The sequence below is a fragment of the Sinanaerobacter sp. ZZT-01 genome (assembly GCF_035621135.1).
In the GTDB taxonomy this organism is placed as follows: Bacteria; Bacillota; Clostridia; order Peptostreptococcales; family Anaerovoracaceae; genus IOR16.
In genome coordinates, this window is the sequence record NZ_CP141728.1 from 2,366,393 (window position 1) to 2,381,625 (window position 15,233).

17 protein-coding genes are annotated in these 15,233 nt (G+C 40.3%); 16 read left to right on the forward strand and 1 reads right to left on the reverse strand.

Going from position 1 to position 15,233, the window contains the following annotated elements; all coding sequences use genetic code 11:
• The first annotated feature begins 15 nt into the window (after positions 1 to 15).
• The 16 genes from U5921_RS11290 to U5921_RS11365 are packed head-to-tail and all read left to right on the forward strand — an operon-like array spanning position 16 to position 13,922.
• On the forward strand, positions 16 to 1,683 hold the full coding sequence (locus U5921_RS11290) for a propanediol/glycerol family dehydratase large subunit (protein WP_324823396.1): 1,668 nt from the start codon (positions 16 to 18) through the stop codon (positions 1,681 to 1,683).
• Positions 1,684 to 1,694: 11 nt separating this feature from the next.
• Positions 1,695 to 2,363 carry a propanediol/glycerol family dehydratase medium subunit gene (locus tag U5921_RS11295; RefSeq protein WP_324823398.1) on the forward strand — a complete coding sequence of 223 codons (669 nt, stop codon included), beginning with the start codon at positions 1,695 to 1,697 and terminating at the stop codon, positions 2,361 to 2,363.
• Positions 2,364 to 2,374: 11 nt separating this feature from the next.
• Positions 2,375 to 2,884, forward strand: coding sequence for a diol dehydratase small subunit (locus U5921_RS11300; RefSeq protein ID WP_324823400.1), 510 nt, complete (start codon positions 2,375 to 2,377; stop codon positions 2,882 to 2,884).
• 23 nt (positions 2,885 to 2,907) lie between these two features.
• Positions 2,908 to 4,725 (forward strand): diol dehydratase reactivase subunit alpha, encoded by a 1,818-nt coding sequence (locus U5921_RS11305; RefSeq protein ID WP_324823402.1) that lies wholly within the window; start codon positions 2,908 to 2,910, stop codon positions 4,723 to 4,725.
• 2 nt (positions 4,726 to 4,727) lie between these two features.
• Positions 4,728 to 5,090 (forward strand): glycerol dehydratase reactivase beta/small subunit family protein, encoded by a 363-nt coding sequence (locus U5921_RS11310; RefSeq protein ID WP_324823404.1) that lies wholly within the window; start codon positions 4,728 to 4,730, stop codon positions 5,088 to 5,090.
• A gap of 36 nt (positions 5,091 to 5,126) precedes the next feature.
• Positions 5,127 to 5,741 carry a BMC domain-containing protein gene (locus U5921_RS11315; protein WP_324823406.1) on the forward strand — a complete coding sequence of 205 codons (615 nt, stop codon included), beginning with the start codon at positions 5,127 to 5,129 and terminating at the stop codon, positions 5,739 to 5,741.
• Positions 5,742 to 5,787: 46 nt separating this feature from the next.
• Complete coding sequence (locus U5921_RS11320) at positions 5,788 to 6,066, forward strand: BMC domain-containing protein (RefSeq protein WP_324825995.1); 279 nt, start codon at positions 5,788 to 5,790, stop codon at positions 6,064 to 6,066.
• Between the two features lie 16 nt (positions 6,067 to 6,082).
• A complete protein-coding gene (locus U5921_RS11325) occupies positions 6,083 to 6,733 on the forward strand; it encodes a phosphate propanoyltransferase (protein ID WP_324823408.1) in 651 nt (216 codons plus the stop codon).
• A gap of 8 nt (positions 6,734 to 6,741) precedes the next feature.
• Positions 6,742 to 7,569, forward strand: coding sequence for an ethanolamine utilization protein EutJ (gene eutJ / locus U5921_RS11330; protein ID WP_417765011.1), 828 nt, complete (start codon positions 6,742 to 6,744; stop codon positions 7,567 to 7,569).
• Between the two features lie 11 nt (positions 7,570 to 7,580).
• Positions 7,581 to 8,387 carry a flavoprotein gene (locus tag U5921_RS11335; RefSeq protein ID WP_324823410.1) on the forward strand — a complete coding sequence of 269 codons (807 nt, stop codon included), beginning with the start codon at positions 7,581 to 7,583 and terminating at the stop codon, positions 8,385 to 8,387.
• Between the two features lie 13 nt (positions 8,388 to 8,400).
• Entirely contained in the window at positions 8,401 to 8,670 is a 270-nt protein-coding gene (locus U5921_RS11340; RefSeq protein WP_324823412.1) for a EutN/CcmL family microcompartment protein, read from the forward strand.
• A gap of 11 nt (positions 8,671 to 8,681) precedes the next feature.
• Positions 8,682 to 9,701: a cob(I)yrinic acid a,c-diamide adenosyltransferase gene (locus U5921_RS11345; protein ID WP_324823414.1), complete on the forward strand. Its 1,020-nt coding sequence runs from the start codon at positions 8,682 to 8,684 to the stop codon at positions 9,699 to 9,701.
• Positions 9,698 to 11,104, forward strand: coding sequence for an aldehyde dehydrogenase family protein (locus U5921_RS11350; RefSeq protein ID WP_324823416.1), 1,407 nt, complete (start codon positions 9,698 to 9,700; stop codon positions 11,102 to 11,104). Before U5921_RS11345 ends, U5921_RS11350 begins: the two co-directional genes overlap by 4 nt.
• 13 nt (positions 11,105 to 11,117) lie before the next feature.
• Positions 11,118 to 12,443 (forward strand): SLBB domain-containing protein, encoded by a 1,326-nt coding sequence (locus U5921_RS11355; protein ID WP_324823419.1) that lies wholly within the window; start codon positions 11,118 to 11,120, stop codon positions 12,441 to 12,443.
• Positions 12,444 to 12,476: 33 nt separating this feature from the next.
• Complete coding sequence (locus U5921_RS11360) at positions 12,477 to 13,349, forward strand: hypothetical protein (RefSeq protein WP_324823420.1); 873 nt, start codon at positions 12,477 to 12,479, stop codon at positions 13,347 to 13,349.
• 24 nt (positions 13,350 to 13,373) lie between these two features.
• Positions 13,374 to 13,922: a BMC domain-containing protein gene (locus tag U5921_RS11365; protein WP_324823422.1), complete on the forward strand. Its 549-nt coding sequence runs from the start codon at positions 13,374 to 13,376 to the stop codon at positions 13,920 to 13,922.
• Positions 13,923 to 14,013: 91 nt separating this feature from the next.
• On the opposite strand, the gene rodA is transcribed toward U5921_RS11365, so the two are convergent.
• Entirely contained in the window at positions 14,014 to 15,123 is a 1,110-nt protein-coding gene (rodA, locus tag U5921_RS11370) for a rod shape-determining protein RodA (RefSeq protein WP_324823424.1), read from the reverse strand.
• Positions 15,124 to 15,233 lie beyond the last annotated feature (110 nt).

Genomic DNA, 15,233 nt, shown 5'->3' on the forward strand with positions numbered 1-15,233 from the left:
GAAAGGAGCAAGAGGATGAAAAGATCAAAACGTTTTGAAGTATTAGCAAACAGACCAGTAAATCAAGATGGCTTTGTAACGGAATGGCCGGAGGTAGGTTTGATTGCAATGAATAGTCCCTTCGATCCGAAACCAAGCATTAAACTAAAAGATGGAAAAATTATAGAATTAGATGGCAAAGCAAGAGATGAGTTCGACATGTTGGATACCTACATTGCAGATTATGCAATCAGGCTTGATAATGCTGAAAAAGTGATGGCAATGGATTCGCTGGAAATCGCACACAAAATGTGTGATATCAATGTTCCGAGAAAAGAGATTTTAGACTTAACTTTATCCATGACTCCTGCAAAGATTGCTGAAGTTGTCGGTAAGATGAATGTTTTGGAAATGATGATGGCTGTGACAAAAATGAGAGCCAGACTGATTCCAAGCAACCAGTGCCATGTAACAAATGTAAAAGACTCTTTTGTTCAAATTGCCGCTGATGCGGCGGAGGCTGCTCTAAGAGGATTTGATGAACAGGAAACGACCGTTGGAGTAGCAAGACTTGCTCCATTTAATGCAATGGGGATATTCATCGGGGCGCAAGTCGGAAGACCGGGAATTCTTACCCAATGTGCGGTTGAAGAAGCAACTGAATTAATTATGGGTATGAGAGGATTTACCACTTATGCAGAAACGGTGTCTGTTTATGGAACAGAATCCGTGTTTATGGACGGAGACGATACACCGTATTCTAAGACATTTTTAGCTTCCTGTTATGCTTCAAGAGGGCTGAAAATGCGTTTCACTTCAGGTACCGGTTCCGAAGTGCAGATGGGATATGCAGAAGGAAAATCAATGCTGTATTTGGAAGCGCGCTGTTTATATGTGACAAAAGGGGCAGGCGTACAAGGGATACAGAATGGTTCTGTAAGCTGTGTTGGAGTACCTGGTGGAGTTCCCGGAGGCATACGTGCAATATTGGCAGAAAATTTAATTGCTATGGCGCTGGATTTGGAATGCGCTTCATCCAACGACCAAACTTTTACACATTCTGATTTACGAAGATGTGCACGTTCGCTAATGCAGATGGTTCCCGGTACTGATTTTATTTGTTCTGGCTATAGCTCTACGCCAAACTACGATAATATGTTTGCCGGATCCAATTGGGATGCTGAGGACTATGATGATTGGAATATCATTCAAAGGGATTTAAAAATTGATGGCGGATTGCAGCCGGTTGATGAAGAAGCTGTAATTTCAGCAAGAAATAAGGCAGCGAGAGTGATGCAGGGTCTGTTTAAGGAGCTGGGGCTGCCTGAAGTCACGGATGAAGAAGTGGAATGCGCTACTTATGCTCATGGAAGCAAGGATATGCCAGATAGAGATCAAGCGGCAGATATCAAAGCAATTGAAGAAATGATGGCAAAGAAAATAACCGGCGTGGATTTTGTTAAAGCGTTGAACAGTGCAGGATTCCCGGATGTTGCCGACAGCATCTTTAAAATGCTTAAACAAAGAATTGCCGGAGATTATTTACATACTTCTGCAATTCTTGATGAGAATTTCCATGTAATTAGTGCTGTGAACTATCCTAATAATTATCACGGTCCACAAACCGGATATCAAATGAGTGAAGATAGATGGGAACAGATTAAAAACATACGTAATGCTGTTAGCCCGGAAGATGTGAAATAGGAGGTGGAATTATGGCACTTGATGAAAAAATTTTAAAAGATATCATCGAAGATGTCTTAAAAGAAATGAATTTAGACTCAATGTCACCGCAGGAAGACAAACCAGTGGTGTCAGAGGCTGTAAATCCTGACAGTAAACTGGTTATTACTGAAGTGGGAGATGCTGAAAAAGGAAGTGTTCCAAATGAAGTCGTAATTGGTGTTGCAGCAGCTTTTGGAAAACACCAGACGAAAACAATTATAGGCATTCCACACGATAAAGTGCTGAAAGAAGTCATTGCAGGTATTGAAGAGGAAGGCGTAAAGTATCGAGTTGTAAAAGTATATCGGACGTCTGATGTGTCGTTCGTAGCTCATGACTCTGCAAAAATCAGCGGCTCCGGAATCGGTATTGGCATTCAGTCGAAGGGTACAACGGTGATTCATCAAAAATATTTATTCCCGCTTGCCAATCTTGAGCTCTTTTCTCAGGCGCCGCTGATCGATCTTGATACCTATAGAAAAATAGGAAAAAATGCAGCTAAATATGCAAAAGGAGAGTCACCTGCGCCAGTTCCTGTTAGAAATGACCAAATGGCAAGACCGAAATATCAAGCAATTGCTGCACTGCTTCATATTAAAGAAACAGAGTATGTTGACATGAATAAAAAGCCGCAGCTGCTAAAAGTAGACTTCAAATAGGAGGGTGAACGATGAATCAGGAACTATTGATGAAACAAATAGTAGAGGAAGTTATGAAAGCGATGTCAGGCAATGCAGCAGCCGTGAAAGGGGATGACTGCGTATCAGAAAAGATTACTGCTGATCATTACCCGCTCGGCGATAAAATGTCAGATAAAATTTTTTCACCGACGGGGAAAAAGCTTTCAGATATGACGATTGAGCAAGTACTAAATGGCAAATTAACCTCAGAAGATATGAGAATTGCGCCTGAAACATTAGAGCTGCAGGCGCAGGTTGCAGAATCTGTGGGCAGGGACGCATTTGCTGCGAATCTCAGAAGAGCGTCGGAATTGATTACGGTACCGGATGATAGACTCCTTGAAATTTACAATGCACTTAGACCGTATCGTTCGACGAAAGAAGAGCTTTACGAGATTGCAGAGGAATTAGAAAAAACGTATGGCTGCTTCATTAATGCGACATTAGTAAAGGAAGCAGCAGAAGTATACAGCAAACGAGGAAGATTAAGAAGAGATTAAGTAGTCGATGGATGGAGGACCTTATGAAATTTATTGCGGGCATAGATATCGGTAATGCTACTACAGAAACAGCAATCGGAAAAATCACAGAGAATAAAGTTGAATTTCTTGGCAGTAGTATTGTTTCTACAACCGGAATAAAAGGAACCTCAGCTAATATTGGTGGATTGTTTAAATCACTTACAAATGCTTTGGAGCAATCAGGGCTGCGTTTGGATGATCTGGATGAAATAAGAGTGAATGAAGCAGCTCCGGTCATCGGAGATGTCGCAATGGAAACCATTACGGAAACGATCATTACAGAATCGACTATGATTGGTCACAATCCTAAAACACCGGGAGGCATTGGCATAGGAGTTGGCGAGACGATATTGCTGACCGATTTAAACAATGAAAAAGAAGAGAAAAACTATATAGTTGTGATTCCGACTTCTGTAGATTTTGAGATTGCGGCGGAAACAATAAACAAATTGTCCGAAAAGAAAAATATTACAGCGGCGATTGTTAAAAAAGACGACGGAGTTTTAATTAACAATCGATTAAAGAAAAAAATACCGATTGTCGATGAGGTCGAACTCATTGATAAAGTTCCACTTGAAATGCTATGTGCAGTTGAAGTCGCCAGCGTAGGCGGCGTTGTGGAAGTTCTGTCAAACCCATATGGAATAGCAACGATGTTTGGCTTAAGCTCTGAGGAAACAAAACAAGTCGTACCGATTGCAAGAGCATTGATTGGAAATCGATCTGCTGTAGTGATTAAGACACCCGAAGGAGACATAAAGGAAAAGAAAATCCCGGCAGGCGCGATAGAGATCATGAGCGCTTCCAAATCATTTAAAGTAAATGTAGATGAAGGTTCTGAGAGAATTATGGAGATGGTAAATGCAGCACTGGATATTGAGGATGTGAAAGGCGAGGCTGGTACAAATGCAGGCGGGATGCTTGAAAGAGTTCGTCAGGTCATGTCTAAATTAACCGGACAGCATCCAAAAGAAATAAAGATTCGTGATTTGCTTGCTGTTGATACGTATATACCTCAAAAAGTGCAGGGCGGCTTAGCAAATGAATTTTCTCAGGAAAGTGCGGTAGGGATTGCAGCAATGGTAAAAGCCAACAAATTACAGATGGAGCTCATAGCAGCTGAATTGACAGAAAAGATTGATGTACCTGTAATCGTAGGCGGTGTTGAGGCGGATATGGCAATTTTGGGTGCGCTTACAACTCCAGGTACCAATAAGCCACTTGCGATACTAGATATGGGAGCCGGTTCAACCGATGCTTCTATTATCACCTCAAGCGGTGTAATAAAATCCATTCATTTAGCGGGAGCCGGAAATATGGTAACCATGTTAATTCAGTCTGAGCTAGGACTAAAGGATTTTAATTTAGCTGAGGACATCAAAAAATACCCTCTTGCAAAAGTTGAGAGTCTATTTCATATCAGACATGAAAATGGAACCGTGGAATTTTTTGAAAAGCCTTTGGATGCAAGTGCATTTGCAAAGGTGGTTATTTTAAAAGAAGGTGAAATGATACCGCTTGAAGGAGATTACTCCATTGAGAAAATTAAACGAATAAGAAAAACTGCAAAAGAAAAGGTTTTTGTAACAAATGCAATCAGAGCACTCAGAAAAGTCAGTCCTACAAGTAATGTAAGAGATATACAATTTGTAGTTCTTGTTGGAGGTTCTGCTTTGGATTTTGAAATACCTCAGCTTGTAACCAATGCGCTTGCACAGTATAGGGTTGTTTCAGGACGTGCAAATATCAGAGGTGTTGAGGGACCAAGAAATGCAGTTGCTACAGGCTTGGTTTTGTCTGCAGCAGAGAAAGATGGTTAATTATGTTGTTAAATGAAGAGTCAAGACCGACAATCATTATTCATGCAAATAAGGCTTTAAGCGGTAAGAACATTCTGAATCAAATATGCTATGGCATTGAAGAGGAAGGAATCCCTTATGAAGTAATATTAGTGGAAAAATGCAGCGATTATATTCAGATGGCATACGACGCCTGTCAGCAATCAAGGCTTGGAGTTGGGATCGGCGTATCGGATGGATCTGTGGCTTTGCATTATGAAAAATTAAGAAAGGATTCACCACTATTTAATATTTCAGTAAATGATGGGATGGAAAAAGTCAGAGCGATTGGACAAAACAGTGCCCGCCTGGTAAAAAGAATGCCATTTAATACATTCCGTGAATAAGTAAGCGACAGGTTTGCATGAGGAGGTGAGTTTGTAATGCTGAAAAGCCTTGGTCTAATTGAAACGATTGGTTTAGCAGCAGCGATTACAGCAGCTGATGCAGCAGTAAAATCTGCCAACGTTACATTGGTAGGATATGAGTTGGTAAAAGGCTCTGGAAGAACTGTAATTAAGGTAGAAGGCGATGTCGGTGCTGTAAAAGCAGCTATAGAAGCTGCCAGTGCAGCTGCGTTAAAGGTAGGAAGAGTAGCGGGGACGAAAGTGATCGCCAGACCGTCTGATGATCTTGAGTCTATGATAAGAAATTACCAGACAGTTGGCTGCCCGATCTCTGAAGTTTCTCTAGACGAACAGATTGTCTTAAATGATACGCTCAAAAACGAAGAGCAGATGGAAGCAGAGATGCAGCCGGATATGAAATCAGATTTGAAAGCGGATTTCATAGAAGAATCTGATCCGCTCAGTAAAGATTCAGAGGAAAGAAAAAGATTGGATTCTGATGCACATTTAAGAGAAAATCAAGAGATAAGGGACGAAGAAAAAAAATCAAAAAAAAATGTTTCTGAAATAAAAAAAGAAAAATCAGAAGTAAAACCAAAAAATTCACAAAGAAAGTCCGCTAAAAAAAGTGGAGAAAAAACGAAAAAATAAATTAAAAACGAACACTTGTATTAAAAATGATTAATAGGAGGACATTATCATGAACGAAGCATTAGGAATGATTGAAACAAAAGGATTGGTTGGTGCAATTGAAGCAGCAGATGCTATGACAAAGTCTGCTAACGTTAAATTGATCGGATATGAAAAGATTGGATCCGGATTGGTTACTGTCATGGTTCGAGGCGATGTAGGTGCTGTAAAGGCTGCGGTTGATGCAGGCGCATGTGCTGCGGATAAAGTTGGAGAGATCGTATCTCAGCACGTTATTCCAAGACCTCATACAGATGTTGAAAACCTTCTTCCTAAGGCACTTTAAGTAATTGGAGTTCGTTATGAGTACCTTGAATATAACCAATGAAGAAGAATTAATAAAAATCATTACAAAATTGGTCATTGAGGCACTCTCTAACAAGAATCTGGTCATACCAATAGGAGTATCCAATCGGCATGTACATCTTTGCAGAAGTGATATGGATCTTTTATTTGGAACCGATTCACAGCTTACTAAAATGAAAGCTTTGAAGCAGCCTGGCCAGTTTGCAGCTGAAGAGGTAGTCACCTTAATGGGTCCGAAAGGTCAAATTGAAAAAGTTAGAGTTTTAGGACCTTTAAGAGAACAAACGCAGATAGAAATATCATTAAGTGATACCTATGTTCTTGGTGTGAAGGCACCAATCAGAGAATCTGGGAAGTTAGAGGGTACGCCTGGCATTGAGATGATTGGCCCGAAAGGCGGAATCATTAAATCTCAAGGGACAATTGTAGCATCAAGACATATTCATATGCCTCCCAATATAGCATTGAAGCTTGGATTAAAGGATGGAGAGCTGGTCGATGTTGAGCTGGGAAAGGAAAGGGGAGCTGTTTTGAAAAATGTTCTCCTTAGAATTTCTGATAAAGATGCCTTAGAGATGCATATTGATATGGACGAGGCCAATGCTGTCAATGTAAAAAATAATGAAAGCGTCAGGATTATAAAATAGGTGATACTGTGGAATATGATTTGTTAAAATGCAACGAATTGTTAAGTGAATTTGCGAGGCTTGTCCGCAATAAAACGTTCAATGCTTACGAAGGAAAGTTGAAATGTGGTGTTGATTTAGGTACAGCAAATATTGTGTTGTCAGTAGTGGATGAACACAATAGGCCCGTTGCAGGAGCAACGTATCATTCCACAGTTGTAAGAGATGGGATCGTCGTCGACTATATCGGGGCATGTAAAGCTGTAGAAATTTTAAAACACCAGATTGAACAAATGCTTGGTGTTACGTTACAAAAAGCAGCTACAGCAATCCCGCCCGGAATTATTGATGGCAATAGAAAAGCAATTGCTAATGTGGTAGAGGCTGCGGGTTTTCAGGTGACAAATGTTGTCGATGAGCCCACCGCAGCAGCTACTGTCATTGGACTACAGGATGGTGCAGTAGTCGATGTGGGAGGCGGAACGACCGGTATCAGTATTTTGAAAAAAGGTAAAGTCATTTATACAAATGATGAAGCAACCGGAGGAACGCATATGACTCTAGTGCTTGCCGGATTTAATAAAAGTACGATTGAAGAAGCGGAAGCTTTAAAAAAGGATTTAGTTCAAGAGGGAGATATTTTTCCGGTTGTAAAGCCTGTCGTCGAGAAAATGGCATCTATAATAAAGAACTACTTAAGTGGATTTCATGTAAACCGCATTTACGTAGTCGGTGGTGCCAGCTGTTTCAGCGATTTTGAAAAGGTATTTGAGAATTTCATTGGCATTCCAACGGTAAAGCCAGTAGAACCACTATTGGTAACACCGCTTGGAATTGCGATGAACAGTATCATTTAGATGGTGACAATATGTTGAAAGAAAATTTGGAAAAAATGATTGAAGAGGTTCTTATTACATATATAGCCGAAAGAGTAATGGAAAAAATAGCGAATCGAGATAAAAAAATACTGCTTATTTTTACAGGTTCACCTGTGAACTTAGACGAAGCTTTGACTCAATTATCTAAGCTAGGAGAAAAAGGATTCACCTTTCATGTATTCCTATCAGAAAGTGCCAAGCTTCTCTTAGATTACGCAAAGATAGAACAGAGACTGCATCCGATTTTTGTTGATGAAAAGGATTGTAAAATACCAGAACTTTTCCTAAGAGAGTTTGATGCAGTAATCGTTCCAACCATGACTAGAAACACAGCGGCCAAAATAGCCTGCGGAATTGCAGACAATCCAGCGTCTCGATTCCTGTCAAATGCATTGCTGAAGGGAAAAAAAGTAGTGATTGCGATAGACGGCTGCTGCCCGGATCATAAAAAAAATGCGGAAAATGGGTATCAAATGAAAGAAGCATTCAAGGTACAGTTAAGAGACAATATGAAGAAATTGGCCTCTTTTGGAGCTTATTTGACAACCGCAGAGTGTTTGTATGAGAGTGCTGTTTTAAAAATAGTTCAAAGACAGGCAATTGATGAAAAAGAGTACGAAAAGACTGTAGACGATAAAAGGGCAGAGTGTAAAGTGCTTTCCAATAAGGTGGTTGGAAACGTAGATATTGTAATCAATTCAGGCTATCAAAAGATTATTATAGGCAGAAATTCACTTGTAACCAGATTAGCAGAGGATACCGCTAAAAAAAATAAGATACAGTTAATTAGAGAGTGAATAGGTGGTTCATATGTATTTGGCAAAAGTAGTTGGAACAGTCGTTTCAACACGGAAGGACGATAATTTAATCGGAAACAAGATGCTGCTTGTAAAAAAATTAACCGACGATATGGAAGTAGTTGGAAGAACCGAGATTGCAGTCGATACCGTTGGAGCAGGCACTGGTGAAATTGTTATTATTTCGATGGGAAGTTCCGCAAAGTATGCTCTAGGAAATACCAAGTCACCGGTAGATGCAACGATTGTAGGTATTGTAGATTCTGTAGAATTAAATATATAGGATGTGATGTATTGGCAAATTTATATACGAAAACAGGTGACAAAGGTCAAACTGGTTTGGTTGGGGGCTCAAGAGTTTCAAAGGATAGTCTGAAGGTAAACTGTTACGGAAGCATTGATGAAGTAAATTCTATGCTGGGATTTGCTTACTCATTAACGAAGCATCCTTACATAAAAGAAAGCATCCGTTGTATACAGAAAAAACTTTTTATACTCGGTGCAGAGCTTGCCAGTGATGAAAAAGGGCTGACCCTTTTGAAAACTAAAATTACTGCAGATGATGTAAGTGATTTAGAAAAGATCGTCGATTCGTGTACGGAGAAGACTGGAAAACAGACGCAGTTTGTGGTACCTGGTGTCAACAGTGCATCGGCAGCAATGCACGTTGCAAGGACAATGATTCGAAGAAGTGAGAGAACGGTCGTCACAGCAGCACGTGAAGAAAAAATAAGCGAAGTATTGATGCAGTATGTAAATCGATTATCCGATGCAGTCTATGCGTTGGCTAGGCTCGAAGAAACATATGAAGAAGAGATCGAGATGAGGTCAAAGGTGGAGCAGACCGTAAAGGAGGCAATGAAGAAAGCAGGGATTTTTAAGGAGAGCGAAGCGCATAAGGTTTTTAATCTGCAAGCTGTAAAAAATATGGCACAGCATGCAGAGGAAAAGGCAAAAGAAATGGGTCTTTCCATTGTATTTTCTGCAGTTGATTCTGGAGGCAATTTAATTTTACTTCACAGGATGGAGGAGTCTTTACTAATTAGTATTCAGGTTTCGATCAATAAAGCATACACGGCAAATGCATTAAAGATGCCAACCAATGAATTGGCAGAATTAACGATACCAGGCGCAGAATTTTACGGGCTTCAAAATCTCGATCATGGAAAAATTATTACATTTGGTGGAGGACTTCCCTGCATTATCGGTGACAGATTAGTGGGTGCCATCGGTGTCAGCGGCGGAAGTGCGCAAGATGATACACAAATTGCACATTTTGCTTTAAACCAAGTCTTAGGAGGTCAGCAAAAATGAATATAGATGTAAAAATGATAGAGGAATTAGTAAAAAAAGTAATTGAGAGCGTAGGCGAAGAGGCTTCTATGCAAAATGAAGATTATAACTACGGGATCTTTGATCATATGGGTGATGCGGTAGAAGCCGCAGCGACTGCTCAAAAAAAATATTTAAATTGCAGCATGTCAAACCGAGCAGAATATGTGGAAGTCATTCGCAATGTTGTGCTGAAAAAAGAGAATTTAGAATTTATTTCACAGATGACGGTAGAAGAAACCGGAATGGGAATGTATGAGCACAAACTGATTAAGAATACATTGGCAGCAAAGAAATCACCGGGAATTGAAGATTTAACGACGGAAGCCATGTCGGGTGATGATGGATTGACAATTGTAGAATATTCTCCGTTTGGAGTCATCGGTGCAATTGCCCCGACCACGAATCCAACCGAAACGATTATCTGCAATTCAATTGGCATGCTAGCAGCAGGGAATGCGGTAGTATTCAGCCCACATCCCAGAGCAAAAAACGTATCTTTGGCTTTGATTAAGTTAATCAATAAAGGGCTGGAAGAAGCCGGCGCACCGAAAAATTTGATCGTTACGGTAAGAGAGCCATCGATTGAAAACACAACTTTAATGATGGAAAACCCTAAAGTCAGAATGCTTGTAGCTACTGGCGGACCGGCGATTGTAAAAACAGTATTGTCAAGCGGTAAAAAAGCAATTGGTGCTGGTGCAGGCAATCCGCCGGTTGTAGTAGATGAGACAGCTGACATTGAAAAAGCGGCAGACGATATTGTAAAAGGCTGCAGCTTTGATAACAACCTTCCTTGCATTGCAGAAAAAGAAATACTTGCGGTTGATTCGATTGCTGATTATCTGATTTTCAATATGAAAAAGTTTGGTGCGTATGAAGTGAAAGACCAGACGCTTATCAAGCAGTTGGAAGAACTGGTTATCAATGAAAAGGGAGGACCGAAAACTAGCTTTGTAGGAAAGAGTGCACCGTATATTCTTTCTAAGCTTGGAATCGAAGTTGGTTCTGAAATAAAAGTGATACTGATGGAAACTTCTGTTGCGCACCCTTTTGTACAAACCGAACTGATGATGCCGATTTTACCGCTTGTGCGTGTAAAAGACGTAGATGAGGCGATTGATCTTGCGATTGAAGTGGAACACGGAAACAGGCATACTGCAATGATGCATTCAAAGAATGTAGATAAGCTGACAAAGATGGCAAAATTGATACAAACTACTATTTTTGTGAAAAATGGACCTTCGTATGCCGGCATTGGTGTAGGCGGAGAGGGGCATACCACATTTACCATTGCAGGCCCTACCGGAGAAGGCCTTACCTCTGCGAAATCTTTCGCAAGAAAGCGAAAGTGTGTCCTTGTCGGCGGATTGGATGTAAGGTAAATGAGGTGGCAGTATGGAAAAAAGTTTAACAACTTTAGTAGAAGAAGCAGGAATTGTAGGCGCAGGGGGTGCTGGATTTCCCAGCCATGTAAAATATAATGCAAAGGCCGAATATGTCATTATAAATGGTGCGGAATGCGAGCCTCTTTTAAGAGTGGATCAGCAATTGATGGCTAGTGAAGCTGATAAAATTTTACAAGCGCTGCAGCTGATTGTCGAACATGTAGGTGCGAAGGCAGGATATATCGCTTTAAAAAGGAAATACCACCGTGCTGAAGAGGCTTTGAGCGAGCGTATAAGCAGTTATCCAAGCTGTAAAATTCACTTTTTAGATAATTTTTACCCCGCCGGTGATGAACAAGTCATTGTTTATGAAGTGACAAAGAGAATTGTTCCGGAAGGCGGGCTGCCGTTAAATGTCGGAGTCATTGTGACAAATGTTGAAACTGCGCTGAATGTGTATGAAGCATACACAAATCAGAAACCGGTAACGGAGAAGTATTTAACGGTGACCGGTGAAGTGGCGAGTCAAATCACCGTAAAAGTGCCGCTAGGAATAACGGTAAAAGAAGCAATTGACTTAGCCGGAGGTGTCACTGTAAAAGATTTTAAAGTTATAAATGGCGGTCCGATGATGGGAAAATTAATTTCCGTTGATGAAGTGATCACAAAGACGGTAAAAGGGCTGATTGTATTACCTGCGAATCATTCTTTAATAACGAGTTTAACAAAAGAGGTTTCCAGTATGATGCGAGAGGCGAGAACTGCATGTATGCATTGTAGTCTATGTACAGAAGTGTGTCCGAGAGGTCTGCTAGGACATCGGCTCGAACCACATAAATTAATTCGAATTCCAAGTTACGGGAAAATGTGTGATTCCAATACAACTGCAGTACATGCTTTTTTGTGTTGTGGATGCCGATTGTGCGAATATGCATGCGTCCAAGATCTGCAGCCTTGGAAAATGAATGCCATTCTCAAAAGTGAATTATTGAATCAAGGAATACGAAACAATTTGAACTTACAACCGGATAAAGCAGCCATGTTTCGAGAGTATAAAAAGTATCCTGTGAATAAACTGATTTCTAAACTGGGGTTGGCGAAGTATGATAAGCCTGCTCCTATCATTGTATCAGAAAAGGCTTTTCAAACGGTAACAATTCCTTTCAGACAGCACGTTGGCGCTCCGTCGGAGCCGGTTGTCAAGGTAGGTGTCACCGTGCAAAAAGGAGATTTAGTTGCAAAGATTTCTGAGGGGAAATTGGGAAGTAATATCCATGCTAGTATTTCCGGTGTTGTTACAGCAGTAACAAACGAAAATATTAGAATTCAAATGTAGTGAAAGAAATTTGAGAGAAAGAAGGAACAGCTTATGGATAATTTACAATGGTTACTGGTGATAGCGGCTTTTGGAGGTGGAATAATCGGTGCATATATCGGAGCACTTCCGGCATTTATTTTAACAGGTATCATTGCAATTGCGGGAGGAACTGCAGCATTGGCAGGAACAGTCGATTTAGCAGTTGGATACATCGCATTTGGAGCCTATCTGGGACCTCATGTTGCATTTGCAGGCGGTGTTGCAGCAGCAGGATACGCATATAAGACAAAGCAATTAGAGAATGGAACGGATATTTTGTCTTCTTTATATGGAACGGGAGATCCGGTTACTTTGCTGGTAGGTGGCTTCTTCGGGCTGGCCGGCATGATTATTTTTCAGCTGCTGGCCGCAGTCAATTTTCCGTCAGATTTACCGGGAACGACCGTTGTTATTCTTGCAGTTGCAACGAGATTGCTGTTTGGAAAAAGCGGAATCATAGGGAAATGTGAAGAGGGAGACAAACGGCAATTTTATACGGGCGGAAAAGGGTTTTTCTGCAATGCAGTACTAGGCCTGGGCATTGGAGTAACGATTTCTTTTATAGCGCAGCAAATGCTTCAAGCCGGTGTAGACCCTGCGCTTATGAATGCCTTTCCGGTTATTTGTTTCGGAATTGCCGCAACCTCTTTGATCTTTACACAAACAGGATTTGCCTGCCCGGCAACGCACCACATTGCTTACCCGGCAGCCTGTGCTGCTGTATGGTCAGGAAATCCACTTATGGGAATTATTTTTGGAGTGCTAGGATCCATTCTTGGTGATTTTATTGCAAAGACCTTTAATTGCCATTGTGATACGCACATAGACCCTCCTGCAACGACAATCATGATTCTATTATTTGTCATTACAATATTATTTGTTTAAACGTTATGAAAGTAGAGGTGGCTCATGGGGCAATCATTAGGATTATTGGAATTAAAGAGCATTCCCGTAGGGATCGAGACGGCTGATGAAATGCTGAAAGCTGCAAATGTTGATTTACTGCTTGCTACACCGATCTGCCCCGGGAAGTACGTCATTATTATATCCGGTAATGTAGGTGCTGTAAAAAGCTCGATGAATGCAGGTATTCATAAAGCAGATATTTTTTTGGTAGGGAGTCATATTATAAATAATATAAACGAATCACTGCCAGCTGCAATTTTAGGAACGTCCGAAGTAACATCGGTTTCAGCGCTTGGCATTATTGAAACGATTTCCGCATTGACTGCGGTAAAAGCGGGAGATATTGCAGTGAAGGCTTCCAATATTCAATTGATCGAAGTCAGAATTGCAAGAGGTTTGGGAGGAAAGGGTTTTCTTATTTTTACAGGCGAAGTGTCTTCCGTAAATTCTGCGGTAAATTCTTGTTTGAATGAACTGAAAGAGACCGGAGAGATCACCAGCTATAGTGTAATCTCTTCACCTCATAAAGACTTAATAAAAAGTGTTTTGTGATAGAAAGAAATAGAAAAGAGCAAAAAACGCCGTTTCTTTTAAATTAAAGAACGGCGTTTTTTATATATTGTATTTTAAATAAAGAGAATACTTAAAAATTAATCAGCTTGCTTCGCATTCCAATATTTAAAATAAGTCCAAGTGCGACCATGTTCGTGACGATAGAACTGCCACCATAGCTGATAAACGGAAGCGTGATGCCTGTTACCGGCATGAGCCCCATTGTCATACCGATGTTTTCAAAAATCTGAAAGGTAAACATCGCGAACATTCCGGTTACGACAAGCGCACCATACAAATCTTTTGCATTATCAATAATCCGCATAATGCGATAGAGAAACATAGTGTAGAGTCCAATTACAATTCCTCCACCCAGCATGCCTAATTCTTCAACAATTACTGAGAAAATAAAGTCTGATTTTTGAACCGGTAAGAATTTCAATTCTTTCTGCGTGCCTTGAAACAAGCCTTTTCCAAAAAAGCCTCCCGAGCCAACCGCAATTTTAGATTGTAAGACTTGATAATTTCCAGGCAGGGAAGTGTCAGAAGGATTTAAGAATGCATCAATTCTTATTTTTTGATGATAATCCATTAAAAAGTAAGCAATTGGCATACAAGCCGCAATGCCACCCAAGACCTTGGCATATAGTTTGCCATCAACACCTGCAGCGAATATCATAATTGCTGCGATGACGCAAAAGACTAGAACGTTTCCGAGGTCTGGCTGAATTAAGATCAAGAATAAGAACGGAGCAGCATAGATTCCACATCGGACAATTCCTTTAAAAGTGCATAAGTCCTCTTTATGACGACATAGAAAATGAGCAAACATCAGTATAAAAGTAATTTTAACAAGTTCAGCAGGCTGTACGTTAATCGGTCCAAAGTTCAGCCAGCCGCGTGCTCCTTTCTGAGAGCTGCCAAGACCTGGAATATAGACACAAAGAAGTAATAGGATTGATGTAACGTAGAACACTTTCTCCAACTTTTTGAATATGTTATAATCAAAAAGTAGGATGACTGCAATGGCAAAAATGCCGATTACATAAGCAATCAACTGTATCTGCATATCCCGGTTAAAGACAAAGTGTTCTGCATAGGCAGTACTTCCTATCATAGTAACGCTGATTGCTGCAAAAAAAACTGTAAGAATCAGCAGTGTTTTATCAATATTTTTAAGCAAATTTACAAAATAGTTCATGGATTAAAGCCCTCGTTTTCTTGACATTTTCTTGACATTCGTATACAAAACATTATAATATATATAGTGTGATTATATCAATATTTAATTATGTAATGCGGAATATTTAG